This window comes from Sinobaca sp. TMA16-18, from assembly GCF_059510535.1.
Genome location: NZ_JCAKFM010000004.1, coordinates 237,821 through 262,709, shown reverse-complemented (window position 1 = coordinate 262,709; position 24,889 = coordinate 237,821). Strand labels below are relative to the sequence as shown.

Sequence of the window (24,889 nt, the reverse complement as noted above, 5' to 3'; positions counted from 1 at the left end):
CGGGCTTCTTTTTTTGTCAGGGCTGATTCGTTGGAAGAAGAAACCGGGTAGGGTACTATAGAGAACGGATAGATAAACAAGGAGCTGAAACTGATGAAAAAATTAACAGGAATGCACCACGTCACTGCGATTACGAGCAGTGCAGAGAAAAACTATGAGTTTTTCACGTATGTGCTTGGCATGCGTCTCGTGAAAAAGACAGTGAACCAGGATGATATTAAGACGTACCATCTTTTTTTCGCAGATGATAAAGGCAGTGCCGGAACAGACATGACGTTTTTTGATTTCCCGGGAATTCCGAAAGGGCAGCACGGGACAAATGAAATTGCCAAAACCTCCTTCCGGGTGCCGGATGATCAGGCGCTCGATTACTGGGTAAAGCGGTTTGACCGTCTGAACGTCAAACATCACGGCATAAAAGAGCGCTTCGGAAAAAGAAGATTGGCGTTTACAGACTTTGACGACCAGCAGTATGAGCTGGTCTCCGATGAACAGAATGAAGGGGTGGCCGCAGGAACACCGTGGCAGAACGGACCGGTTCCTCTGGAACATGCGATTACCGGACTTGGTCCGATTTATGTAAGAGTGGATAACGTGAAACAGATGAAAGAAGTACTGGAAAAGGTGTTGTTGTTCCGAGAAACGGAGCAGGACGGCGCTTTTCACTTGTTTGAAACAGGGGAGGGCGGAAACGGGGCCCAGATTATCGTAGAATACAATGTAATTCTTCCTGCGGCCCGCCAGGGGTATGGAACCGTCCATCATGCGGCTCTCCGCGTCGATGACCGGCCCATGCTCGAAGAGTGGATCAGCAGACTCGATCAGTTTGGCTTTCAGCACTCCGGCTACGTGAACCGTCACTTCTTTGAATCCTTATACACAAGAGTGGCACCGGATATTTTATTTGAATTTGCGACGGATGGCCCGGGTTTCATGGGAGACGAGCCGTATGAAACGCTTGGAGAAAAACTGTCACTTCCGCCTATGCTTGAGCCAAAGCGGGAAGACATCGAAAAAATGGTGCGTCCAATAGATACTGTACGGAGCACAAAAGAATTTACAAAGGAATAAGTAAAAAAAGAAGCGGAAAACACTCCCGCTTCTTTTTTTATTCGTATTGTATCCTGCGTTTTACGTGGTAAAGAGGAAAGAAAGGATAAAAGTGAGCAGGCAGACAACAAATAGGAGAGCAAGGCTGTAGCGGAGTGTGAATTTAAACAACTCAGACTCTTTACCGGTCTGCTGCACCGCAGCTGCTGCAATAGCAATTGACTGTGGGGAAATCAATTTGCCCATGACGCCGCCTGCTGTGTTTGCAGCCAGAAGAAGCGCAGGGCTTGTCCCAATTTGGTTGGCAGTTACGACCTGAAGGCTTCCAAACAGAGCATTGTTATTCACAACAGAACCGGTCAGGAATACGCCAATCCAGCCAAGCACGGGGCTTACGAATGGAAAGAACATGCCTGTATTGGATAAAGCCAATCCCATGGAGGCGCTGAGGCCCGCATAGTTGGACAGGTTCGCAAAAGCCATTACAAGGCAGATCGTCAGCACGGGAAGCCATAGTTCTTTAATCGTCTTTCCCAGGACCCGCATGGTCTGAAAGCCATTAAGGGAAGGGAAAAATGTGCTCGTGAGCAAGATAGAAACAAAGATCGCGGTTCCGGTCGCAGACAGAAGATTCACGCTCCAAACCCCATCCATGGCCGTTTCAACGGCGGCAATAGGCGGCAGCTGCATAACCTGCTGATGAAGAGCCGGCATCTGTATGGCTAAAGTAGTGAAAGCAAATCGGCCGCCTTCTGCAAACAAAGCCTGAAATGAAGGAAGGCTCCATACGGCAATAACCGCAGTCAAAATGTAAAACGGGGACCAGGACACGACAATTTGTTTAAAGCTGTAGTGTGCTTTTTCAGGAAGCGATTCTGTACCGGGCTCCCGGTAAATGGTTGTAGGCTGCCATATACGGAGAAACAGGGCAAGGGCAGCCATGCTGATCAAAGAGGATAGAATATTGGCAAGCTCCGGTCCCATAAACACAATAGTTATAGTGTGTGCGAGCGTATACGTACCGCTTACGACAAGCAGAGCAGGAAGAACTTCCTTTACTCCTTTCCGGCCGTTAAGAATAAATATAAGAATAAAGGGCACGGCAAAGCTGATGCCGGGAAGAATCCAGGCGAGCATACGGGAAAGTTCCAATGTTTCCAATCCTCCGACCTGAGCGCCGGTAATAACGGGAATACCGATGGCGCCGAACGCGCCGGATGCAGCATTGGCAATCAGGCAGAGACCGGCTGCTTTTAAAGGTTTAAAGCCAAGGGTGACCAGCAGTGCAGCACTGATAGCAATCGGGACCCCAAACCCTGCGGCGCCTTCGAGAAAAGCATTAAAGCTGAAGCCGATCAGAAGGAGCTGCAAACGATGATCCTGGGAAATGTTAGCGATGCTGCCGCGGATAATATCAAATTTACCGGTTTCCACTGCAATTTTATACAACCAGACGGCCATAATCACAATGTAGCCGATCGGCCAGAGCGCCCGGCCGAAGCCCAGAAGTACCGCAGACAAAGCGGTGGACACCGGCATATCGAAAAACAGAATAGTAATAGCGGTACATACAGCAAGCGAGAGAGCGGCAGCGTATACGCCTTTCATTTTAAAGACTGTCATCGCCAGCAGAAAAAGAAGAATAGGGAGAAACGCGATCAGCGCACTGATCCATTCATTGCCAAAAGGGTCATACTGCTGGTACCACATGGAGGGTCATCTCTCTTCTGTAAGGTGTAGTGTAATTAGTTAGTAAGGTTTTTGACCGCTGGTTCCAGCGTATCCTTCAACGTTTTTATGCTGTGGTCAAACTGCTTCTGTTCTTTTTCGGAAAGAGCCAGCTGTACAACTTCACGGATGCCCTGGCGGTTTACAATTGTCGGCACGCCGGCATATACGTCTGCTGCTCCGTATTCTCCGTCAAGGTAGGCGCTCACAGTAAGAATGCAGTTTTCGTTACCTAGAATCGCACGGGTGACGCGGGCAAGACTCATCGCAATACCGTAGTAGGTGGCGCCTTTTTTCTGAATAATATGATAGGCGGCATCACGAACATTTTCAAAAATTTTGTCCAAATCCTCTGTTTTGTAGGCTGGGTTGGTTTTTAAATAGTCGGTGATCGGCACGCTGCCAATTGTTGCGCTGCTCCATACAGGAAGCTCCGTATCGCCGTGTTCACCGATTACATCAGCGTGAACGTTGCTTGCGGATACGTTAAAATAATCGCTTAAAAGAAAACGGAATCGGGCAGTGTCAAGCGTCGTACCGCTGCCAATTACACGGGATGCCGGAAACCCGCTGAACATCTTTACGGCCTGGGTCAGAATATCAACCGGATTGGTGGCAACAAGGAAAATACCGTCAAAATGATTTTCCATAACCTGATCCACCAAGGTTTTAAAAATCTTCATGTTTTTTTCTACCAGATCGAGCCGGGTTTCGCCGGGTTTCTGGTTGGCACCTGCACAGATGCAGACAATATCTGCTTCCTTACAGTCGCTGAAATCGCCGTACCATGTATTTGTAGGAGATGGGGCAAACGCTTTTCCATGATTTAAATCCATCACGTCCCCAATCGCTTTTTCCTGATTTACATCAATAATGACCAGTTCCTCGGTAATTGCCTGATTAATTAAGGCAAAAGCATAGCTGCTTCCGACAAGACCTGCGCCTATTAGTACCACACGGTTCACTTTTTCTTTTTTCATTGTATCCATCTAAATCACTCCTCATTATTTCTTATGTGAATTACTTCACAAGTTAATTGTGCATTATTTCACAAACTTTAGCAAGGGATTTTTTTGAATTTTTTTCTGTTTTTTTGAAAAAATAAAGTAACGGCAGAAAAGCGGAGAACGTGTGGTTTCATCATGGCATGCCTCCCTTTTTTGGAAATAAAGGATGCGTCAGCAGGGGATGGGTTAAAAATAACATAATATTTAGAAAATTAATATCCAATAATAATGTACTTCTATAAGGACACGGCAAAAAAGCCGCCCGGGTGCCCCGGACGGCTTTTCTTATAAGCATGTATTTAAGAGGCGGGAGGATTTTGTTTCGGTGGTTTATTAAGTATGGCTTCCGCGGCCGCCCGCTTTTTAAACCAGCGGTAGACCAGGTAGAACACGATCAGAAACACCCCATACACCAGTGCGGCATAAAGAAGCTGGGAAGGGTTCGTCGTGATAAGTGTGCCGATTGTTGCAAACAGAATCATCGACGGTATTTTACCGAGCGAAGAAGCGACGGCGTAGGGAAGCAGCCGGATTCTGCTTAATGCCGCGTAACAATTCACGATGATGCTTGGAATAACCGGAATCAGCCGGGTGACAAACAGCGTAAAAAACGCATTTTTTTCAAAAAGCACCGTTATACGTTCCAGGGCCGCATATTTATTAATGATGCGCCGTCCCACGTCCTGAAATCCATATCGGACGAGTAAAAACATAATAATGGAAGCCGCTGCAGAGCCGAACCAGACGAGAAGCGAGCCGAGAACCGCTCCGTAAGCCGCGCCGATAATGCCCCCGATAATCGGATAGGGAATAATCGGAAACAGGGAAAACAGAACAGCTGCCCCTGCGGTTAAAAAGAAATAATCCCGGCTGTTCACCTGAAGCCAGTTGTATAGAGACCCGCCGTATTGATAAATGAGCCAAAACAGTCCCGCATAAAAAAGAAGTACTGCAATCCGCCTTAGTGCCATAAGCCACCCCCGTTGGAAATCATCTACTCCTACTGTACTGAATATAAACAGGGCTGGCAAAGAGAAAGACCCGCTATAAAAAAACGATGCCGGTTTACAGCCGGCATCGTTTTATATTACTGGGTTATACGCGCTCTTCCCATTTATCTTTTTCAGTCTGCTTCATCGTATCTTCTGTTTCCTGAGGATGGGCTGTACGGAAGGCATGGTGGTCGGATTCAATAACTTCCACCATTTTGCTGATCATGTCTTCCGGATCGTACTGTTGGTCCAGAATAGTCTCCGTTTCTTCAATGGAAGACCGCTTTGTAAAGTTTTCCTTCTCGTCGTACCATTTCCACTTTTCTTCGAACATCCGGTCGTTAAATCCTGTTTCAAAAGGACCCGGATTAATTGTAGCTACCTGGACACCGAATTCTTCAAGCTCTGCTTTCATCGTTTTGGCTATTGCCTCGATGGCATGCTTGGAGGAGCTGTAGGCGCCGAGGTAAGGCATCGCTACAATACCGACGATAGAACTGAGGAAGATAATTTTGCCCTGTTTTTTGTTTACGAATTTTTTCGCTGCAATCTGGGCATTCTCCAAGGTGCTGAATACGTTTGTTTCATATACCTCACGCACACGATCCACCGGAATTTCCGAAATCGGACCGCCTTCGCCGATCGCCGCATTGGCGACAAATACATCATAATCATATTCCTCGATCAGCTGCTGATCGCGTTTGCTCTTCACATCAAGCTTAATTACTTCCAGCTTAACGCCGGCCGCATCCGCCGCTTCACGAAGGCTCGTTACCTGCGAAATAATCTCAACAGCGGCAATCACATGGTGGCCTTTCTTGGCCAGGCCAATCGCCGTGCCTTTTCCAAGGCCGGTTCCTGCCCCTGTAATAAATATCGTTTTACTCATTTAAAAATCCCCTTTCGTAGTCAAGCTCGTCTAAATAGGGTTCCCGTATATCCGTTATCCAAAACACGATGAAAATACGCCTCCAGGCTTAGACATAAATATGGCGGAGGCTGCTGATGCAGAATGAATATTGCACGTAAGATAAAACTAACGAAACGAAAGGAGGAGAAAAAATGAAAAAATTTGGATTGATTATTCTTGCCCTGTTCGCGATCGTCGTCCTGCTGGCTAACCTCGGTCCGCTTCTGCTGCTTGGGCTTGGTGTGTTTGCCGCGTATGCCGCCTATGTGCAGTATCAGACAAGCTTCAGTACAGGAGGAAGGGTGCTCTGGGTTCTGCTGGGCATTACCGGTATTGTCCTTGCAGTCTCCAACATTTATGCGATTCTGGGAGCGCTGGCTGCATGGCTGCTGTACTGGTGCTGGGAGAAATACAAAGACCTGAATGAGGCCCGCCGCTTCAAGGACCAGCATGATCCATTTTCAAGCTTTGACCGGGAATGGTCCCGACTTCAAAAATAAAGGAGGATAAAAAATGAGTACGCTATGGATGAAAATGAAAGAATCGATGGATACGGAAATGCAGTACTGGCAGGAAAAAAAGGAAAGAGGCAATCCGGCCGAAATGCTGCAGCGCTACATTAAGCAGGCAGAAAGGGAAACAGAAAAAACGGCCGCTCTCGTAGCAAGACAGCGGCAGCTGGTCGACACGTTTGAAAAAGAATATGAAGAAGCGTCCGCCATGCTGGAAAAACGCACCTATCAGGCGGAGGTAGTAAAAGAAAAAGGCAATGACGACTTTTATGCCTATGCGCTCCGTGAAAAAGAAGAATATGAAAGCCGTACGGAAAAGCTGGCGGCTATGAAAGAAGAAACAGAAAAACAGCTGGAGCAGATTGAATTCAAATACGAAAACATGAAGCATAAGGTTAAAAATATGCATATCAAGCGGCTGGAATTAATGGGAAAAGAAAATGTATACCGGGTCAATTACAACAGCCAGAAAGTGTATAATGAAAAAGAAAACGCTGCGGCCGATTACTTCTCCGACATGGAGCGGCACCTGGACGGACTGGCCCACTGGGAGCAGGAAGACGAGGAGAATCAGTCTTTTGACGAACGGGTAGCGAGGCTGGAAGACAAATAGTCAGAAGGGGGGCGAAGTGCTCCCTTTTTTCTACATAACAGCTTAAAGAGAGGAGAACGGCGATGCTTTCCAGAATTTCAACTACAACGATAAACACAGTCGGCCTGATTGCTGTCATTCTTTTTGCAGTAGAATTGTTGTTTACAGACAGCGGCATTATTTTTTCCCTGTTGTTTTTTGCCGTTCTTCTTTTTTTAGGAAAAAGGGTACTGAGAAGAACGCTGGGGAAAATTGTTTTCTGGATAGGGGCTGTCGGCCTTGGACTGTCGGCACTGAGTACGATTTCGATACGATTTGCGATTGTTGCCTTCTTAGTGCTGCTGCTGATTCAAAACTATAAAACCCGGGAGCATCCGGATGAACTATCGCCATCTTTTTTTCAGGAAAAGCCGGAAAGGCAGAAAGAATCCGAACGGCCGCTTTTGAAAAACAGGTTTCTCGGCCGGGAAAGGACACTCGAGCAGCCGTATGGATGGAAGCATATCAACATCACCGGAGGCCTTGGGGACCGCATCATTGATACAACAAATACGGTTCTGCCCGACGAAGCCGTTATTGTGGTCAGGCACGGCATCGGAAGAGTGACGATTTATGTGCCATATGAAGTGAAATTCAGCCTTTACCACAGTGCGGTATTCGGGCATGTGTTTGTACCGGGAAGAGAAAAAGAACGGTTGTTTAATAAATCGATGATCTACCATTCCGAAGAAGAGGAAACGGAAGCGGTGCATCTGAAGATCTTTACTTCCATTTTGTCCGGAGACCTGGAGGTGAAGCGGAGATGACCTTATTGATAAAGCAGATGGTTATCGGGATTGCGGTATCGCTACTTGTAGGGCTGCTCATTCTCGTTATAACTTTCCGCGTGTTTGAGCCTGTGTCGCTCCGAATTCTCTGGGAGGCGAGAATAGCGGATCTGCCTTATGCATTAATGGTTCCTGCTGTGCTCGTTACGGCGGGAGTAGCTATCGGCCTGGCTTCCGGCTTATACTGGCAGCATAAATGGCAGAAAGCGATCATCGAAGCATCCTCACTGGTGCGGGGAGAGAGGCTTCCCAAGCTGGATCAGGAAGCACTGCCTGAATTAAAACAGCTTCAGAAAGCCTACAGAGAGCTTGAAGCACAGGCGGACCTCCAGGCCGAACGGAGCCAGAAGCTCGCCACCGAAAGAGCAGAGGAGCGGCAGCAGAGCCTGCAGGAAGTAATTGAGCAGGAGCGCACCCGCATTGCCAGAGAACTGCATGACTCCGTCAGCCAGCAGCTGTTCGCTGCATCTATGATGGTCTCTGCTATTACAGATGAGGAAAAAGAAATGACGCAGGCTGTCAAAAAGCGCTGGATGCTCGTAGAGGACATGATTACCCAGTCCCAGGTGGAAATGAGGGCACTCCTTCTGCACCTAAGGCCGGCGGCTCTTCAGGAACAATCCCTGCAGACGGGGGTCACCAAGCTCGTAGAAGAGCTTAGAGAGAAAGTCCCCCTCGATATTCACGTGAAGACGGAGGAGTTTCCGATTGAAAAAGGAGTCGAGGATCAGCTGTTTCGTGTCGTGCAGGAAGCGGTATCCAATACGCTCCGGCATGCCGGCGCCCGGACGCTGCACGTGCTGTTGATTGAAAGAGATCAAACGATTATTCTGCGGATCAGCGACGACGGTGTAGGATTTGAGCCGACAGAAGCGCGGGCGGACAGCTATGGGCTGACGAATATGAGAGAACGGGCAGAAGAAGTGGGCGGACGCTGTAAAATTGTAAGCATTCCAGGCGAGGGCAGCCGAATAGAAGTGAAAGTGCCGCAGCTGCGGAAGGAGGAACAGATCGGTGATTAGAATACTGTTTGCAGATGACCATGAAATGGTACGGATCGGCGTGACGGCCTACTTATCTTCACAGCCTGATATGGAAGTAGTGGCTGAGGCGTCCAGCGGGAAAGAGGCGGTGGCAGAAGCTTTTAAACACCGGCCGGACGTCATTTTAATGGATCTGGTGATGAAAGATATGGACGGCATTGAAGCAACAAAAGCGATCATGGAAGAGTGGCCGACAGCAAAGATTATTATCGTTACGAGCTTTCTGGATGATGAAAAAGTGTATCCGGCTCTGGAAGCAGGAGCAATGAGCTATATGCTGAAAACATCCAAAGCCGGCAGGATCGCAGAAGCTGTCCGTGCGGCCTACGGCGGGGAATCCATTCTGGAACCGGAAGTAACCGAGAAAATGCTGCATAAGATGCGAAAGCCGGTCCAGGCCGACTTGTATGAACAACTCACGGCCCGGGAGCAGGAAGTGCTGCAGCTCATGGCGGAAGGGAAGAGCAACCAGGAAATTGCCGATCAGCTGTTTATCGCGTTAAAAACAACAAAGGTTCATGTGAGCAACATCCTCGGAAAATTGGATGTACATGACCGCACCCAGGCCGTTGTATATGCATTTAAGCACGGCCTCGTAAAAGAAGATAATTAGTATTCGATCATTGTACCTGAAGGGCAGCTTTCATCGGGGCATTCCTTCAGGGGACGCAGAGGAATCTGACCAATATAGGAGTGGACTCTTTAATCGGAGTGCCGCTCTTCTTTATGTTCCCTGCATCATATTCTGCCTTTTTCAAACCAGCACTGGTATAATTAGGTTATACACCACCGGCAGAGGAGGCAGCAGCAGATGAAACAGAGTGGCTTAAACATAGGGTTTTCCGGAGGCGGTTTTCGTGCCTCTTATTACTGTCTCGGTGGATACCGGAGGCTGGTGGAGCTCGGACTTGACCATAAAGTACAGGGTATTACGTCTGTTTCCGGTGGAAGCATTACGGCGGGGGCGATCATGACAGCACTGGCATCCGGCCCTTTTACAGGGGTGGATGATTTTGATAAAAGAGTAACGAAACCTATGATTGACGTGGGATTGAAGAATATAAGACGGAAGCTTTTCTGGAGGCTTCTGCGCCGGCCTCATAAGCTGTGGGCCCCCCGTCTGAACCTGAGCACTATGTTTCCGGACGTCTTGAAAAAAGAGCTGTACGGAAATATAAAAATGGTGGATCTTCCCCGGGTTCCACTATGGAACTGCCATGCGGCCTGCCTGAATACAATGAAAGGTTTTTATTTTAATGCTTATTCAATGGAAGGAGAGAAGATAGGGCGCAGTACAGATATTGACAACATTTCTGTTGCCTTTGCTGTAGCGGTTTCCGCCGCCTTTCCGATGATTTTTGCGCCCGTGCGTCTCTCCACGAAACAGCTTTCTTTTATCGATACCGATGGAACGACGAGCTATCCGGGAAGGCTTCCTGACAAGCTGTATCTCACGGATGGCGGGGTTTTCGACAATTTGGGGACGGACAGTATTCTGCAGGAGGATGGGGATTTTATTACGATGGATGCAAGCGACAGGGCTAAGGTCTGGCCTGTTGAATACAAATCGACCTTTCCCACGCGTACTCTGAGAATACTAAATATAAGCATGAGTGAAATGATTTATTTAAGAAGAGAAATATTGGATAAAGAACACGACAGGCGTGGGATACAGCTTATTTTAGAAAAGAAAATGAAAGAGGTTGCAGAAGAGCAGCTTTATAAATCGGAAATCCAATACCAGACGTGGGATTTAGAAGAATATGAAGAGATAGAAGAACGTGCAGGGTATCTGCGAACTGATTTGGATGCATTTAACGAAGTGGAAATTGGCGTACTCCTGTGGATGGGAGAAGTAAGAATGGATGCGGCGCTGAAGTCGCTCTATCCGGATCAAATACCGAATGAAAAACGAAACGAGATTCCTGCCTTTCCTTTTGAAAATACGAGTGAGGTGAAAAAAGTGTTAAAAAAAGGAGAAAAGCGGGTATTCTGGTAATAGAAAGGGGTAATTATTATGCGAAAGCCTCTAGTAATGGCAGCCGGTGCGGTTATGGCCGGAATTGGTTCTGTTTATTTATCCTGGAATGAAAAAAGGAAATTCGAACGGGATCTGCAGCGTGCTCATCAAGATTATCAAAAGCAGGCAGAAGAAGACCTGCAGGTGATTCAGGAAGAATGGAAAAAAGAAGAAAAGTAAAGCGCCCCTTTATTTACGTGTGAACGTAATAACCGGGGCGCTTTCTTGTTCTGTTATGTCAATATGGTAGGCAGTAAACAGTTTATGCAGGCCGGTAAATCCTTTCAGCTTTATGACAAAGACAATGTCCTGGACAGATACAGCAGTGCCGGTCACTTTTTTCACCGTATGGCGCGGCGTCCAGCTCGTATCAAGCGTATCTGCCTCTTCTTTGCTTATGTTCTGAAAGGGCAGCACTTTTTTAAATTCTTCAGCGAGTCCGCCTTCGATTACAAAGTAAGGTGACTTCTTCCGGCGGGCTTTGTTTAATTTACCGGCTGTTTCGGGGTGGGTAATGGGCTCTTCTTTCTTCCGGCTGCGCAGTATCATCGGTCGAGATGCGTGTAGAGGCCGGTTACTACATACTTAGAACCCTGCTCGCGCATTTTTTCCGGTTCAAAAGCATAGACCTTTTTGTTCATTTGAATATAATAAGTGGATCCATAGCGGAGTTTTTCTGAAGTCAGAAAAGAAATCCGGCCGGGAAGCATAGGTCCGTCTTCAAATGAAAAGACGCCTTCTTCATCAAATGATCCCTTTTTCTGTGTCTGGGGGCGGAACAGTCTTGCGACGATCTGAATGGAATATGTTTTTTCAGGAACTTTAAAAAGCAGTGCCTTCATGGTGAGCCATCTCCTTTGTTTCTATACTATACATTAGTTTCCCTTTCTGTTGGTGTTTGTAACACGCTTCCGTTTATTCCTCTCCTGGTAATATTCAGAATATTTTGTTTGTAAACGCCGAACCGCTCCGGTAAAATGAAACTAAGAAAACAGGACGAACGGTAACAAATAAGCTGTCTTAATAAAAGGAGGAATAATCGATGGTGAGCACCGAAAAGCAGAAGCCGCCAACTCATCCGGACCGCCTGAAAAAGACAAACAAAGTCCTCTATATGGGGGGATACACCGAAGAGCGGAAAGAAACGACCCGGCAGCTCATGGAAAAGTATTTCTTTAAAAAAGGAAAGCGCATGTAGCGGAGACACTCCTTTAAACGGAGTGTTTTTGCTTGTCTCTGATCTAAAAGAATCAACCAGGATAATTGAAAGCGGATTCATATACAGGGCAGTATTGCGTTATAATATAAAAGAGTATCCATGATAATAGGCTGAAAACGATCTCAAAGATTATACAGCAGCTCTCGAACCGGTTTAATAAAGATAATATGTGCAAAAGGAGTCTCTATATGACAAATTTAAATAGTATACCACTGCCCTGCACCCTCGTATCTAAAGACGGAATAGTGATGCAGGCGAATGAAGAAGCCGCCGGCTGGTTTGATGAGACATCCATAGAAGATAAATGGTGGAATGATCTGATCGTGTATGAAAAGCAGCTCACCGATAATTGGTCATTTGGAAAAATAAAAGACAACAAAGTTCTATTGTATAAAGTGAACACTTTTGAAGAAATGACGTATATTTTGTTTTTCTGCGGAAAAGACTATACGGCGCTGCTGGAAGAAACGGAGCAGTTACGTCAATCAAACAGGGCACTGGATGCTATTATAGAAAATTCGTATGACGGCATATATATTACAGATAATAAAGGAAACACGTTAAAAACCAATTCGGCGATTGAACGAATCACCGGCATTCCTAAGGAATACTACATAGGAAAAAACATCCATGACTTAATCAATAGAGGGATATTAAAAGAGTCTGTCAGCGATAAAGTTATCAAAACCAAGGGACCAGTGAATATAGTCCAGGAGAATTTTAATAAAAAAGAAACGATGCTGACGGGCAGTCCTATTTTTGACACGAATGGGGAAGTAGAGAAAATTGTAACCAATATCCGTGACCTTTCGGAACTGAATGAACTTCATGATGAATTAAACAAAGCAAAAGAGTTGAATCAAAAATACGAACAGGAAATTCAAAAGCTTATTCAGGTATCGAACCGGGATCCTGATATTGTTTTGAAAAGCAATAAAATCATAGAGCTTTTTGAAGCGGCCGATAGACTCGCGGATGTAGACGCTACTATCTTTATAAGCGGCGAAACAGGCGTGGGAAAGGAAATTGTAGCTAAACACCTTTATAAAAAAAGCGACAGGGCGGAAACGGGTGAATTTATCAAAATAAACTGCGGCGCCCTTCCGAAAGATTTACTGGAGGCGGAACTGTTTGGATACGAGCAGGGGGCTTTTACCGGAGCAGGAAAAAAAGGAAAAGCCGGCGTATTTGAACAAGCAGACCAGGGTGTGCTGTTTTTGGACGAAGTGGGGGAAATGCCTGAACCTCTGCAGGTGAAAATGCTCAGAGTGCTGCAGGAAAAAGAAATACAGAGAATAGGAGGAACCAAAACACTTCAGGTGGATACAAGAATAATCACAGCCACTAATAAAGATTTAAAGCACATGGTGGAAAAGGGGGAGTTCCGGGAAGATTTATACTACAGGCTGCATGTGATTCCGCTGAATGTACCGCCATTAAGAGAAAGAAAAGACGATATTCTTCCTCTTATTCATCACTTTCTGCATGAATATAACCAAAAGTATAATATGTCAAAAGTGATTTCCAAAGACTTAAAAGATTATTTCTATTATTATCATTGGCCCGGCAACGTACGAGAGTTATCAAATATGATCGAACGACTGGTTTTAACAGTGCCTTTAAAAGAACTGACTATTAATGATCTGCCGGAAGAGTATCATACAACGTCACCTTCTATGCAGTCATCAGAAGGAATGTCGTTAAAGGAAGCCGTCGAGCAGGCTGAATACAACGTGTTAAAAGAAGCGCTGGATACTTGCAGAACAACGTATGATGCAGCGGTTTATTTAAAAACCAGTCAGGCAACGATCGTAAGAAAGCTTCATAAATACAATTTATCCACATAAACCATAGAATGATTCATATTTGGATTATCATTCATTTTTGAATTTTATGTATTGTAAGCACTTACATTGGTAATTGATTCAATAGTGAATGAATGAAACGATAACAAAGGAAGCTGCCTTTACCCGGCTTCCTTTTTTTACATGGAGCAAAAAATTAGAAAAGCTGTCAGATGGGGAGTTTTCCACCAATTCTTCTGCTGATTTTACAGAGTTGGCACAATACTTGCTTTAGTAAGGAGCAGATAGAAAAAGGAGGGCTTTATTTTGACAGTAATCGCTGAAGAAGTAGCGCAGATGAAAGTAATGATTCGTAATTTTGTAGAAAACGAAGTGGAACCCCTTGCCCAGCAGATAGAAGATGAAGATCGAATTCCAGACCATTTAGTAGAAAAAGCAAAAGAACTTGGGTTGTTTGGTATCAGCATTCCAGAAGAATATGGCGGTATTGGGCTTAATTCAACAGGAAAAGCGATTATATTAGAACAGCTCGGACGAACGCATAACGGCTTTGTATCTTTAATCAGTGCCCATACAGGGATAGGAAGTACAGGGCTTGTGAAAATGGCGGGAGAAGAATTAAAACAAAAATACTTACCACGCATGGCAACCGGGGAACTGTTAGGGGCTTTTGCTTTATCGGAGCCGGGTGCCGGATCCGATGCTACCAATTTATCCACGCAGGCTGAAAAAAAGGGAGATAAATGGATCTTAAATGGAATGAAGCATTACATTACCAATGGCCCTATAGCCGATGTAGTCACGGTATTTGCTTTAACAGACCGTGAAAAAGGAGCGAAAGGCGGAATTACAGCTTTTCTCGTTGAGAAGGATTTTCCCGGTTATATTGTCGGAAAGCAGGACAAAAAAATGGGCCTCCGCGGATCTTACACGTGCCAGCTTATATTTGAAGACTGTGAAATTCCAGAAGAAAATGTGATCGGGGAAGTTGGAATGGGATATGTCAATGCCCTCCGTATTCTTGCAGAAGGCCGCATTGGACTGGCAGCCAGAGCGGTCGGCTCGTGCGATAAGCTAATCGAAATGTCCGCGACCTATGCGAAAGAAAGAATTCAATTTAAAAAACCTATCTCTGAAAATCAGGGCATTCAATGGATGCTTGCTGATATGGCAACAGAAACCGAAGCAGCTCGTCAGCTCACATTAAAAGCCGCTTCTTTAATTGATGAAGGCAAAAAAGCGATCAAAGAAGCTTCAATGGCTAAAATGTTCGGTTCCGAAGTATTTAACCGCGTAGCGGATAAAGCGGTCCAAATTCATGGAGGCATGGGATACATTGCGGAATATCCAATTGAAAGATTTTACCGGGATGCAAGAATAACAATGATCTATGAAGGAACAAACGAAATACAGCGGATTATCGTAGCGAAGCAGGTATTAAACGAAGTGTAAGGAGGGAAAGCATGGAAGTTCAGCCGTGGCACCGCTTTTATGGAGAAGGGGTACCGGCAGAAGTAGAAATTCCAACGATGGAAGTTTTTAAACTGCTGGAACGCTCGTATAAAGATTATCCGGAATATACAGCTATTATAGATGGCGAACGGAGATGGTCCTATAAAGAGCTGTACGAAGATGCCGTCTGCCTTGCGGTTTCTATGAGAGAAGAAGGCTTTAAAAAAGGCGAACGGGCAGCACTGATGCTCTCGAATTCGGCTGAATATATTATTGCATATTTTGCTGTTCAAAAACTCGGCGGCATTGTTGTGCAGGTTAATCCTATGTACCAATCGTCGGAAATTCAGTATCTAATAGAAAATTCCCAGCTGTCCTGGTTTATTTTACACGAGCAGCAAAGCCCGAAGTTTTCTTCTCTGGACGTGTCGGATATTCACTTTGTGTATGTCCGGCCGGCTGATAAAAAAGCCGCTTCCAGCGGGCATGATTTTTGGACGATGATCGACAGACCTTTCCTGCCGGAAGCAGTGCCTGAAGTGGAGATTGATCCACGGGAAGATGTCTGTATTTTACAGTATACAGGGGGCACGACAGGACGCAGCAAAGGCGTGATGCTTACTCATTACAATATTATCGCTAACGTGTACCAGACATTTACTTTTACAGTAAGAGACTTAAAAATACCGGGAGAAAAAGTACTGGCGGTGGCTCCTTTTTTTCACGTGTATGGATTAACAACGGTATTAAATGTAAGCGTATTCAGAGCGGCGGCTATTATTTGTGTGGAACGTTTTGAAGCCGGGAAATTAATCGAAATTATTAAGCAGGAGCGCCCGACGATGTTTTCGGGAGTCCCTACAATGTATATCGGCTTATTAAATGAGCCCGAAGCTACCCCGGAAGTGATGGGCAGCTTAAAAATCTGTATCAGTGGATCGGCGCCTATGCCGCTCGAACGAATGAATGAATTTGAACAAAAAACAAAAGCCCCCATAGTTGAAGGGTACGGCCTGTCCGAGTGTTCTCCGGTGTCTCATCGAAATCCGATGGGAGAAAAAAGAAAGCCCGGCAGCATTGGCCTGCCGATCCCGAATACCGAGGCGAAAATAGTAGACCAGGAGAACCTCCACCGGACGCTGAACACCGGTGAAGTCGGTGAGCTTCTCGTTCGGGGGCCGCAGGTGATGAAGGGCTATTGGAGAAATAAAGAAGAAACGGCCAAAACGCTATACGACGGCTGGCTGCTCACAGGAGATCTCGCAACAATGGACGAAGATGGCTATTTCTACATTGTCGGCAGAAAAAAAGATTTAATTATTGCCAGCGGATTTAATATCTACCCCGCTGATATTGAGGCGGTACTATATGAGCACCCGGCAGTACTGGAAGTCTGCGTGTTCGGCGTCCCCAACTCCTATCGGGGGGAAACGGTGCATGCAGCTGTCATTCCAAGAAAAGACACGGTGTTTAACAAAGAAGAGCTGATTGCTTTCTGTAAGGAACGAATGGCTGCGTATAAAGTGCCAAAACAAATCAGTATCCGGAAGGAACTTCCCAAAACGACAGTAGGTAAGATTTTGAGAAGAAAGCTGATAGAAGAAGAAATTAAAAAAGAGGTTCAAACGAAGGGGTGATGTAGTGACTATCCAACATATCAGTGTAATGGGTTCGGGAGTGATGGGTTCGCAGATAGGCCTGGTTGCTGCTTTAGCAGGATTTAATGTTCATATTTACGATGTGAAACAAGAACCCTTTGAGAAAGCACAGCAGGAATTACTCAAGCGGCTGGACCGGAGAGTGGAAAAAGGAAAGCTTACAAATGCAGATAAAGAGGCGGCCTGGGGGCGGATAACATGGACGACCGCTTTGGACGAAGCAGTAGGACAGACCGATTACGTTATTGAGGCAGTCGTGGAAAATGTGGAAATCAAACGGTCGTTGTTTGAACAAATCGATAAGCTGGCGCCGGCCCACGCCATTTTAGCAACAAACAGTTCTACTATTGTCAGCTCTAAAATAGCGGATGCGACAAACAGAGCCGACAAAGTGTGCAACTTTCATTTTTTTAACCCGGCGTTAGTGATGGAAATGGTAGAAGTCGTAAAAGGACCACACACTTCCCAGGAGACGGCAGATCTTTCGATGGAGCTTGCCCGGACTCTTGGAAAAACACCTATTCTGCTCAAAAAAGAAATATCAGGGTTTATAGCTAACAGAATACTCGGAAAATTAATGAATGAGGCGCTGTATTTGTACGAAAATGAATATGCTACCGCCGAAGAAATTGATTTAGCCTGCACCAAAGCGTTAAATCATACAATCGGACCTTTTGCTCTTATTGATCTGACCGGTCTGGATATTCACTATCATGTACGGAAGCAGCGTTTTGAAGAGTCGGGTGACGAAAGCGACAGGCCGGCCAGAATAATAGAAGAAAAAGTAAATAAAGGTGAGCTGGGACGTAAGACCGGAAAAGGTTTTTACAGCTATACGTAAAGGGGAGTGGGATACATTGAAGGATTCTAACATGATTGTTTCACAGGAAGGCCAGCTGGCTTATCTTACGATAAACCGCGAACCGGTACGGAACGCACTGGACCAGCCTACATTGGAAGAAATGGTGGAGAAGCTGGAAGATATAAAGAAGAACGATTCCGTAAAATGCGTAATTTTTACAGGAGCAGGAGAAAAATCGTTTGCGGCCGGCGCGGACATAGGAAAACTGGCTGAAAAAAGTGCCCTGGATGCTTTAAATCCGGAAAGCATGCAGAAAGTATACGATTATATAGAAGGCTTTCCTAAGCCGACCATCGCTATGATCAACGGATACGCACTGGGAGGCGGCTGTGAACTGGCCATGAGCTGTGATATTCGAATAGCTGCGGAACACGCAAAGCTGGGACTGCCGGAATTGAATCTTTCCATCATACCGGGTGCCGGGGGAACACAGAGACTGTCGCGGCTCGTTGGAAAAGGAAAAGCGATGGAATGGATTATGACCGGAAAAATGATTAAAGCAGAAGAAGCAGAACGCTTCGGACTCGTTAGTCAGGTAGTCCCTGCCGCAGAGCTCAAACAGACGGTCGAAGCACTTGCTGAAACCATTTTATCCAAAGGCCCTCTTGCCTTGAAAATGGCAAAGCTTTCGATCCATGCAGGATATGAAACAGACCAGAAAACAGGCCTGTTAATTGAACAGCTTGCGCAGGCGGTTCTCTTCGGGTCCGAAGATAAAAATGAAGGAACGAACGCCTTTTTGGAAAAAAGGAAACCTGAGTTTGCAGGAAAATAGGAGGCCGTGCCGATGAATGATGTGTCCGCTATTAAACAACGGTTCAATGAAAGTCCTTTTTTCCAGCATACCGGATGTCATTTAATCACCGATCAAGACGGAGACATGGAAATTCATCTTCCAATAACTCCAGAACTGATTAATGCCAATGGCAGCCTGCACGGTGGAGTGTACGCTACGGTGATCGACAATGCCATGAGTGTAGCACTGCGCCGGATGGTGCCGGCAGACATTGTCACCGTTACCATGAACGTTCACTTTTTAGCAGCGATTAAAGACGGAACGTGTATAGGAAAAGGAAAAGTAATTCAACAAGGGTACAAGCTGGCTGTGTGTGAAGCAGTGATGGAAGATCAACACGGCACTCTGCTGGCTACCGGAAGCGGAACCTTTAAAATTTTAAGAAAGGGGTCCGGGCATGAAAACGATCGCCATAATCGGCGCTGGAACGATGGGGAGAGGGATCAGCTTTGAAGCGGCAAAAGCCGGAATGACGACGATGCTGCAGGACGTTTCTGATTCCTCTCTCCAGGAAGCCGCCGACTACACCGACTACTATGCCGGTAAATCAGTTGATAAAGAAATACTGAGCGAATCGGAAGCACAAACGCTCCGGTCCAGAATCCATTATACCAGCTCCTTGTCAGAAGCGGTGAAGCATGCAGACATCGTGATTGAAGCAGTCTTGGAAAGGATGGATCTAAAGATATCCATCTTTCAGCAAATAGATAAATACGCCCCTGCAGAAGCAGTGATTGCGTCTAATACATCAACGATGAGCCCTACAGAAATGGCAGCGCAGACCGGCCGGCCGGATCAGTGCCTGGCCATGCATTTCTTTAATCCAGTGCCGAAAATGAAGCTGATTGAAGTGATTCGGGGGCTGGAAACCTCTGATGAAACGGTTCAAAAGGCGAAGGTACTGGCCGCAGTATTAAACAAAACACCTGTGGAAGTGAATGAATTTCCAGGCTTTGCCGTAAGCCGGATGAATTGTCTGATAGGCAATGAGGCGATGACGATGGTGATGGAAGGAGTCGCATCGATTGAAGATGTGGATACCTCGATGAAACTCGGTTTGAACCATCCTATGGGACCGCTGGAACTGGCTGATTTAGTCGGCCTGGATACGCGGCTTCGCAATATGGAGTACCTGCATCAAACGCTCGGGGAAAAATACCGCCCCTGCCCGATATTAGTGAAGTATGTGAAAGCAGGCAGGCTGGGAAGAAAAACCGGCAGGGGGTTTTATGAGTATGAGAAAGGAGGGAAAGCATGAACTTTGAATTAGATGAAGACATTCTTTTATTTAAAAAAAATATAAAAGACTTTATTTCAAAAGAGGTGGATCCGCAGAGCCACAGCATCGAAGAGAACGACGCCATTCCTGACTCCTTGTTTAAACAGTCCTGTGAAATGGGTTTGTTCGGAATGAGCATTCCTGAGAAGTATGGCGGGCTGGGGATAGGAATGGTAGGCAAGTGCGCTCTCTATGAAGAAATAGGAAAAACGCATAACGGCTATACAACGCTGATAGGTGCGCATACCGGGATTGGAACGGTAGGCATTGTCGAAATGGGAAACGAGGCGCAAAAGGAAAAGTATCTGCCGGATATGGCAGCAGGGAACTCTATCGGGGCTTTTTGCTTAACAGAGCCCGCTGCCGGTTCCCATGCCACTAATTTAAAAACGACAGCTGTAAAAAAAGGCAGTAAATATATTTTAAACGGCACAAAGCATTATATTACCAACGCCCCTATCGCCAATATATTTACGGTCATGGCGGTTACGGACCCTTCTAAAGGAGCTAAAGGAATTACGTCCTTTCTGGTTGAGAAAAGCTTTCCGGGAATATCGATTGGTTCAAATGAGAAGAAAATGGGATTAAAAGGATCTTATTCAGCAGAAGTAATCTTTGAAGACTGCGAAGTTCCTCTGGAAAATGTGCTCGGAGAAGAAGGCGAAGGGTATATCAATGCGCTGAAAATTCTTGCCAACGGCCGGGCTGGGCTCGCCGCAAGAAATCTCGGGTCCTGTCAGAAGTTAATTGATTTATCGATGGCTTTCACAGAAGAAAGAGAGCAGTTTCATGTGCCGATCATTGAGCATCAGGCGGTGGCGCATATGGTAGCGGAAATGGCGATGGATACAGAGGCCCTGCGGTCTTTCACTTATCGTATTGCATGGATGGTGGACCAGGGGCAGAAAGTTATCAAGGAAGCAGCTATGCTGAAACTGTTTGGGTCAGAAGTGTACCAGCGGGTAGCGGATAAAGCGGTACAGGTGCATGGAGGAATTGGATATATGCAGGAGTATCCTATCGAACGGTATTATCGTGATGCACGAATCACCCGCATCTATGAAGGTACTTCCGAAATTCAGAAAAACATTATAAGCGGCCAGCTTCGAAAGGAATACAGCTGATGGCGCATTCTTCCAGTCAATCATTAGAAGGCCATGTTGCTTGTGTGACAGGAGGCGGAAAAGGCATCGGACGCGCAATAGCCGAACGGTTTGCAAAAGAAGGAGCGCATGTCTGCATCATGGACCGGGACTCCGGTGTAATTGAAGAAGCAGTTACCGCTATTGAAAGCCGGGGAGGTTCAGCAAGCGGTCATCACTTAGATGTGAAAATCCAAAAAAAAGTAGAAGAAGTGTTTCAGGCTGTGGAAGAGCGGTATGGACCTGTTTCTATATTAGTCAATAATGCAGGAATCACAAAAGATCAGCTTCTTTTTCGAATGAGCCAGGAAGAATGGTCGAGCGTTATTGGCGTGCATCTGAATGGAGCGTTTCATTGCACGCAGGCAGCGCAGAAACAAATGGTTAAAAACGGCTATGGAAGAATTATTACGATCTCTTCTGTATCGGCACTTGGGAACAAAGGCCAGGTGAACTATGCCACGGCTAAAGCAGGGCTGCAGGGATTTGTGAAGTCGGTAGCCCTGGAGCTGGGACCGTTTGGGATTACGAGTAATGCTATAGCTCCTGGTTTTATCGAGTCAGATATGACGAAAGCGACAGCGAGAAGGCTGGGGGTGCCGTTTGCAGAATTCGTGCAGGAAAAAACAAAGGTGATCCCAGTAGGACGAAGCGGGAAACCCGAGGACATTGCCGGCGCTGCCCTGTTTTTTGCAGAAGAAGAAAGTTCATTTATATCAGGACAGGTTCTCTATGTCGCAGGCGGACCTAAAGCATAAGGAGGGATAGAATGAGAAATGATCCAGTAGTAATAGTCAGTTCTGTAAGAACCGCCATAGGAAGATATGGAGGCTCTCTGAAGTCTCTCGACTCGGGGTATTTAGCTTCTATTGTTATTAAAGAAGCGTTGAACAGAGCTTCTTTAACACCAGAATTAGTAGACGAAGTAATTATGGGAGAAGTGAGGCAGACGACGAAATCTTCCAACGTGGCAAGAGTAGCCGCCCTGCGTGCAGGCATTCCGGTGGAAGCGCCGGCATTTACAATTAACAGATTGTGCGCCTCTTCCATGCAGGCCGTGGGATCCGGCGTACAGCAGCTTATGACCGGGCACGCCGAAATAGTGGCAGCCGGCGGTACGGAAAACATGAGCGATGCGCCTCATTACCTTCGCAAGGCCAGATTTGGAGACGGGCCCCCTGCTTTAGTGGATCCGAATTCAGAAAATGGACAGCAGCCTATGGAAACATACGGTCCGGATTTAGGAATGGGAATGACCGCGGAGAATGTAGCGGAGCGTTATCATATCAGCCGCAAAGAACAGGATGCGTTCTCGCTGGAAAGCCAGCGGAGAGCAGCTGCAGCCCAGGAAAAAGATATATTTCAAGAAGAGATCACAGCGGTGGAAGTCCCGAACAAGAAAAGCACTCTGATCTTTAATAAAGACGAGCATCCAAGGCCATCCACTACTGCGGAAGCATTGGAAAAGCTCCGGCCGGCCTTTAGGAAAGAAGGAACGGTGACTGCGGGAAATGCCTGTGGAAGAAACGATGGCGCATCTGCCCTGATTATGATGAAAGAGTCCAAGGCAAAAGAACTAGGGTTAAAACCGACAGCTAAAATTATTGACTGGACCGCAGTAGGGGTAAGCCCGGAAATCATGGGGATAGGACCCGTACCGGCTGTACAGCAGTTATTAAAAAAGACAGGCAGATCACTCGATCAGGTAGGCCGGGTTGAGTTAAATGAAGCATTTGCCTCCCAGGCTCTCGCTGTAATGAAAGAATTAAATCTCCCGCCGGAAAAAGTAAATGTTAATGGTGGAGCGATAGCTCTTGGGCACCCTTTGGGAGCGACAGGCGCCAGAATTCTAACTACTTTGATTCATGAGCTGAAGCGAAGTGAACAGCGTTTAGGAATAGCTACATTATGTGTAGGCGGCGGCCAGGGAATGGCAATGATGGTTGAAAGTATATAAAAAGCAAGATAGCACAGGCATAGAGGGGGGAATAAAATGGCTTCTCATGAAAAAATAGATTTGGATACACCGGAAAAAGAAAGAAGCAACCTGGAAAAAGCGTTGGATAAACAAATAGAATGGACTTCTCTCTTTCGGATCTGGCGCCTGTTTTTATCAGCCGTCAGTATAGGGCTTGCTGTTTACGTTGTTTATTCGGCTGCTTTTGGCGGGATGCCTGCCTGGCAGCACAGAGCGGTTTTTACCTCTATTGCACTGTTGTTGTGCTTTAGCTATGTACCTTTCAAAAAAGACAGAAAAGGAATGCATCCTCTGTTTGACATCGTACCGCTTATTTTATCCGGTATGCTGGTCATCTTTACGTTTTTGGCCTACCCGGATATTACGTTTAGAGGCAGTTCCATGCAATGGTATGACATCACAGCAGGATTTCTCATGATGGGATTGATTGTAGAAGGTGTAAGGCGGACGATTGGTACAGCCATGGCTGCCATCACGTTGTTTTTTATCGCTTATGTATTTATTGGACCGTGGTTTCCCGGCCTTGCCGGACACCCGGGTTTTGGAACCGATCGTTTAATCAATACGATGTTTATTTCTACAAATGGTATCTTTTCTGATCCTATTTATATTGCTTCCACCGTTCTTATTATGTTTTTGCTGTTTGCTTCCATCCTGCTGCGGACAGGAGCCGGCCAGTTTTTTATTGATTTTGCTTTTTCCCTGACCGGACGAATTCGCGGCGGCCCTGCACTTGCTTCCGTGCTGTCGAGCGGAATGATGGGAACCATTACAGGAAATGGTGTAGCCAATGCAACAATGACGGGACCGTTTACGATTCCGCTGATGAGAAAAGTGGGCTATTCCCGAAACTTCGCAGGCGGAGTAGAGGCAGTAGCCTCTCAGGGCGGGCAGATCATGCCGCCGATTATGGGGGCAGCCGCTTTTATTATGGCGGAATACACCGGCATTCCTTTTATTCAAATCGCCGGTTATGCACTTGTACCAGCTGTTTTATATTTTTTCATGGCAAGTGTCATGATTTATCTGCAGGCCAGAAAACAGGGGCTTGAAGGAATGTCGAAAGAGCAGCTTCCTAATTTTTGGAATGTGGTCTTGAAAAGAGGCTATTTAATCCTTCCTTTGGTGCTGATTATCGTGATGATGGTACAGGGTTACAGTCCCATGCGGGCTGGAATGTGGGCTATCATATCCCTTCTTCTCATCAGTTTAATCCGCAAAGAAACAAGGCTGTCGTTTTTAAAAATGCTTGGGGCCATAGAAACAGGTATTCAGAATTCGATTTCGACTGTTATGGCATGTGCGGGAGCGGGGATCATCACCGGTTCGGTTATAATGACCGGCCTGGGCACAAGGTTTTCCAGAATGGCGGTTGATCTTTCCGGTGGAGAACTGCTTCCTATGCTTTTAATGATAATGGTAGCTTCAATTATTTTAGGAATGGGGATGCCGACAGTTTCGGCTTACGTCATTCTTGCGACTGTTGCAGTAGGAAGTCTTACACAGATTGGCGTGCCGGTGCTGGCAGCACATCTGTTTGTTTTCTACTTTGGAATATTTTCAGGTATTACGCCGCCAGTCGCTATCACCTCTTATATTACAGCAGGTATTGCAGGCGGACAGCCGATGCAGACTTCCTTTCAATCGTTAAGAATAGGCATTGCAGCTTTTCTTCTGCCGTACATGTTTATTTATAACCCTACCCTTCTGCTCGAAGGAGACACGGTGCTGACGATTATTCTGGGAATCACGACGGCTACTATAGGTCTTCTGGCTTTTGCCTGCTTCATTCAAGGGCATGCTGTGACCCATGCGTCTTTATGGCAGCGGCTGGTGTTTCTGACTTCAGCTGTGCTGCTGGTCGTACTCGACCCGATTACAGATGTAATTGGTGTTGTCCTGTTTGTCGGAATTCTTGTTATTCAATGGCCAAATAGAATAGAAAAGACAATCATTCATTCAGAAGAAAAGCGTGCTTCTTACTGATCTTTATTAACAATTGGATAGTATCGGCACG

Annotated in this window: 26 protein-coding genes; 20 read left to right on the top strand and 6 right to left on the bottom strand. The window is 46.2% G+C overall.

The window, feature by feature from the left end; genetic code table 11:
* Nucleotides 1–93: 93 nt before the first annotated feature.
* Complete coding sequence (locus AC5W14_RS09705) at nucleotides 94–1,071, top strand: ring-cleaving dioxygenase (RefSeq protein ID WP_496194248.1); 978 nt, start codon at nucleotides 94–96, stop codon at nucleotides 1,069–1,071.
* A gap of 60 nt (nucleotides 1,072–1,131) precedes the next feature.
* Here AC5W14_RS09705 and AC5W14_RS09700 read toward each other — a convergent pair whose 3' ends face one another.
* The 4 genes from AC5W14_RS09700 to AC5W14_RS09685 form a co-directional block, all read right to left on the bottom strand.
* Nucleotides 1,132–2,760, bottom strand: coding sequence for an L-lactate permease (locus tag AC5W14_RS09700; RefSeq protein WP_496194247.1), 1,629 nt, complete (start codon nucleotides 2,758–2,760; stop codon nucleotides 1,132–1,134).
* 35 nt (nucleotides 2,761–2,795) lie between these two features.
* Nucleotides 2,796–3,758, bottom strand: a complete 963-nt coding sequence (locus AC5W14_RS09695) for an L-lactate dehydrogenase (protein WP_496194323.1) — start codon at nucleotides 3,756–3,758, stop codon at nucleotides 2,796–2,798.
* 326 nt (nucleotides 3,759–4,084) lie between these two features.
* Nucleotides 4,085–4,756 (bottom strand): TVP38/TMEM64 family protein, encoded by a 672-nt coding sequence (locus AC5W14_RS09690; RefSeq protein ID WP_496060229.1) that lies wholly within the window; start codon nucleotides 4,754–4,756, stop codon nucleotides 4,085–4,087.
* A 124-nt stretch (nucleotides 4,757–4,880) separates the two neighbouring features.
* Nucleotides 4,881–5,666, bottom strand: coding sequence for an SDR family oxidoreductase (locus AC5W14_RS09685; protein ID WP_496194246.1), 786 nt, complete (start codon nucleotides 5,664–5,666; stop codon nucleotides 4,881–4,883).
* A 173-nt stretch (nucleotides 5,667–5,839) separates the two neighbouring features.
* Here AC5W14_RS09685 and AC5W14_RS09680 point away from each other — a divergent pair, with 173 nt between their 5' ends.
* From AC5W14_RS09680 to AC5W14_RS09650, 7 genes are all read left to right on the top strand, one after another.
* Nucleotides 5,840–6,187 (top strand): lmo0954 family membrane protein, encoded by a 348-nt coding sequence (locus AC5W14_RS09680; RefSeq protein ID WP_496194245.1) that lies wholly within the window; start codon nucleotides 5,840–5,842, stop codon nucleotides 6,185–6,187.
* 13 nt (nucleotides 6,188–6,200) lie between these two features.
* Nucleotides 6,201–6,812 (top strand): PspA/IM30 family protein, encoded by a 612-nt coding sequence (locus AC5W14_RS09675; protein WP_496194244.1) that lies wholly within the window; start codon nucleotides 6,201–6,203, stop codon nucleotides 6,810–6,812.
* 62 nt (nucleotides 6,813–6,874) lie between these two features.
* Entirely contained in the window at nucleotides 6,875–7,597 is a 723-nt protein-coding gene (gene liaF, locus AC5W14_RS09670) for a cell wall-active antibiotics response protein LiaF (RefSeq protein ID WP_496194243.1), read from the top strand.
* On the top strand, nucleotides 7,594–8,640 hold the full coding sequence (locus tag AC5W14_RS09665; RefSeq protein ID WP_496060234.1) for a sensor histidine kinase: 1,047 nt from the start codon (nucleotides 7,594–7,596) through the stop codon (nucleotides 8,638–8,640). The genes liaF and AC5W14_RS09665 overlap by 4 nt, the downstream gene beginning before the upstream one ends.
* Complete coding sequence (locus tag AC5W14_RS09660; protein WP_496060235.1) at nucleotides 8,633–9,274, top strand: response regulator transcription factor; 642 nt, start codon at nucleotides 8,633–8,635, stop codon at nucleotides 9,272–9,274. The genes AC5W14_RS09665 and AC5W14_RS09660 overlap by 8 nt, the downstream gene beginning before the upstream one ends.
* Before the next feature lie 198 nt (nucleotides 9,275–9,472).
* A complete protein-coding gene (locus AC5W14_RS09655; RefSeq protein ID WP_496194242.1) occupies nucleotides 9,473–10,660 on the top strand; it encodes a patatin-like phospholipase family protein in 1,188 nt (395 codons plus the stop codon).
* Nucleotides 10,661–10,678: 18 nt separating this feature from the next.
* Nucleotides 10,679–10,861, top strand: coding sequence for a hypothetical protein (locus AC5W14_RS09650; protein WP_496194241.1), 183 nt, complete (start codon nucleotides 10,679–10,681; stop codon nucleotides 10,859–10,861).
* A 9-nt stretch (nucleotides 10,862–10,870) separates the two neighbouring features.
* Here AC5W14_RS09650 and AC5W14_RS09645 read toward each other — a convergent pair whose 3' ends face one another.
* Nucleotides 10,871–11,230, bottom strand: a complete 360-nt coding sequence (locus tag AC5W14_RS09645) for a hypothetical protein (RefSeq protein WP_496060238.1) — start codon at nucleotides 11,228–11,230, stop codon at nucleotides 10,871–10,873.
* Nucleotides 11,227–11,523 carry a hypothetical protein gene (locus AC5W14_RS09640; RefSeq protein WP_496060239.1) on the bottom strand — a complete coding sequence of 99 codons (297 nt, stop codon included), beginning with the start codon at nucleotides 11,521–11,523 and terminating at the stop codon, nucleotides 11,227–11,229. The genes AC5W14_RS09645 and AC5W14_RS09640 overlap by 4 nt, the downstream gene beginning before the upstream one ends.
* 200 nt (nucleotides 11,524–11,723) lie before the next feature.
* Between AC5W14_RS09640 and AC5W14_RS09635 the strand changes: the two genes are divergently transcribed.
* The 12 genes from AC5W14_RS09635 (at nucleotide 11,724) to AC5W14_RS09580 (ending at nucleotide 24,858) form a co-directional block, all read left to right on the top strand.
* Entirely contained in the window at nucleotides 11,724–11,879 is a 156-nt protein-coding gene (locus tag AC5W14_RS09635) for a hypothetical protein (RefSeq protein ID WP_496194240.1), read from the top strand.
* Between the two features lie 209 nt (nucleotides 11,880–12,088).
* A complete protein-coding gene (locus AC5W14_RS09630; protein WP_496194239.1) occupies nucleotides 12,089–13,747 on the top strand; it encodes a sigma-54 interaction domain-containing protein in 1,659 nt (552 codons plus the stop codon).
* 264 nt (nucleotides 13,748–14,011) lie between these two features.
* On the top strand, nucleotides 14,012–15,157 hold the full coding sequence (locus AC5W14_RS09625) for an acyl-CoA dehydrogenase family protein (protein ID WP_252314892.1): 1,146 nt from the start codon (nucleotides 14,012–14,014) through the stop codon (nucleotides 15,155–15,157).
* Between the two features lie 11 nt (nucleotides 15,158–15,168).
* A complete protein-coding gene (locus AC5W14_RS09620) occupies nucleotides 15,169–16,794 on the top strand; it encodes a long-chain-fatty-acid--CoA ligase (RefSeq protein WP_496194238.1) in 1,626 nt (541 codons plus the stop codon).
* Nucleotides 16,795–16,798: 4 nt separating this feature from the next.
* Nucleotides 16,799–17,656, top strand: a complete 858-nt coding sequence (locus AC5W14_RS09615; protein ID WP_496194237.1) for a 3-hydroxyacyl-CoA dehydrogenase family protein — start codon at nucleotides 16,799–16,801, stop codon at nucleotides 17,654–17,656.
* Nucleotides 17,657–17,672: 16 nt separating this feature from the next.
* The gene (locus tag AC5W14_RS09610; protein ID WP_496060244.1) at nucleotides 17,673–18,452 is read left to right on the top strand and encodes an enoyl-CoA hydratase/isomerase family protein; all 780 of its coding nucleotides are present in this window, start codon (nucleotides 17,673–17,675) and stop codon (nucleotides 18,450–18,452) included.
* 12 nt (nucleotides 18,453–18,464) lie between these two features.
* A complete protein-coding gene (locus tag AC5W14_RS09605) occupies nucleotides 18,465–18,926 on the top strand; it encodes a PaaI family thioesterase (protein ID WP_496194236.1) in 462 nt (153 codons plus the stop codon).
* A complete protein-coding gene (locus tag AC5W14_RS09600) occupies nucleotides 18,871–19,731 on the top strand; it encodes a 3-hydroxyacyl-CoA dehydrogenase family protein (RefSeq protein ID WP_496194235.1) in 861 nt (286 codons plus the stop codon). The genes AC5W14_RS09605 and AC5W14_RS09600 overlap by 56 nt, the downstream gene beginning before the upstream one ends.
* Nucleotides 19,728–20,876 (top strand): acyl-CoA dehydrogenase family protein, encoded by a 1,149-nt coding sequence (locus AC5W14_RS09595; protein ID WP_496060247.1) that lies wholly within the window; start codon nucleotides 19,728–19,730, stop codon nucleotides 20,874–20,876. The genes AC5W14_RS09600 and AC5W14_RS09595 overlap by 4 nt, the downstream gene beginning before the upstream one ends.
* Complete coding sequence (gene fabG / locus AC5W14_RS09590; protein WP_496060248.1) at nucleotides 20,876–21,652, top strand: 3-oxoacyl-ACP reductase FabG; 777 nt, start codon at nucleotides 20,876–20,878, stop codon at nucleotides 21,650–21,652. The genes AC5W14_RS09595 and fabG overlap by 1 nt, the downstream gene beginning before the upstream one ends.
* 11 nt (nucleotides 21,653–21,663) lie before the next feature.
* On the top strand, nucleotides 21,664–22,851 hold the full coding sequence (locus AC5W14_RS09585) for a thiolase family protein (RefSeq protein ID WP_496060249.1): 1,188 nt from the start codon (nucleotides 21,664–21,666) through the stop codon (nucleotides 22,849–22,851).
* A 36-nt stretch (nucleotides 22,852–22,887) separates the two neighbouring features.
* Complete coding sequence (locus AC5W14_RS09580) at nucleotides 22,888–24,858, top strand: TRAP transporter permease (RefSeq protein WP_496194234.1); 1,971 nt, start codon at nucleotides 22,888–22,890, stop codon at nucleotides 24,856–24,858.
* Nucleotides 24,859–24,889: the final 31 nt, after the last annotated feature.